Genomic DNA, 446 nt, shown 5'->3' on the forward strand with positions numbered 1-446 from the left:
GGTAATCGCGGCCGCTGCCCGCCTTGACCGCCATCGGATCCACGACGGCGGCGATGTAGCGCCCGTTGTCGCGCAGGTAGGGGGCCAGGATTTCGCTGTACCAGCCCGTGCCGGGCGTGATTTCGATCAGGGTGTCGTCGGGCTGCACGCCGAAGAACATCAGGGTTTCGCGCGGATGGCGATAACGGTCGCGCACCGTGTTCTTGGAGTCGCGCCAGTTCCCGTAGATGGCGGCATCGAGCGCCGCCGCCTGGGTGGCAGAAGCCTTGGCGGCATCGTTGCGAACGGTGGTGGGCGCGCAGGCGGATGCGGCGAGGACAAGCGCGGCGGCGAGCGTGGCGATGCGGAGCATGGGAATCACCGAAGGAGCCAAGGGGATTCGATTCTGGGCGCGCCCCGCGGCGAATGCCAGCACACGCGTTTTTGCATTTTGTGGGAGCGGCTTC

At 67.0% G+C, this 446-nt stretch carries 1 pseudogene; it reads right to left on the bottom strand.

From position 1 onward, the window contains the following. A pseudogene (locus I6F37_RS39920) lies at nucleotides 1–352 on the bottom strand (hypothetical protein); the annotation flags it as partial. Between the last annotated feature and the right edge of the window lie 94 nt (nucleotides 353–446).

Source organism: Bradyrhizobium sp. NBAIM08, assembly GCF_020193935.1.
Lineage (GTDB): Bacteria > Pseudomonadota > Alphaproteobacteria > Rhizobiales > Xanthobacteraceae > Bradyrhizobium > Bradyrhizobium yuanmingense.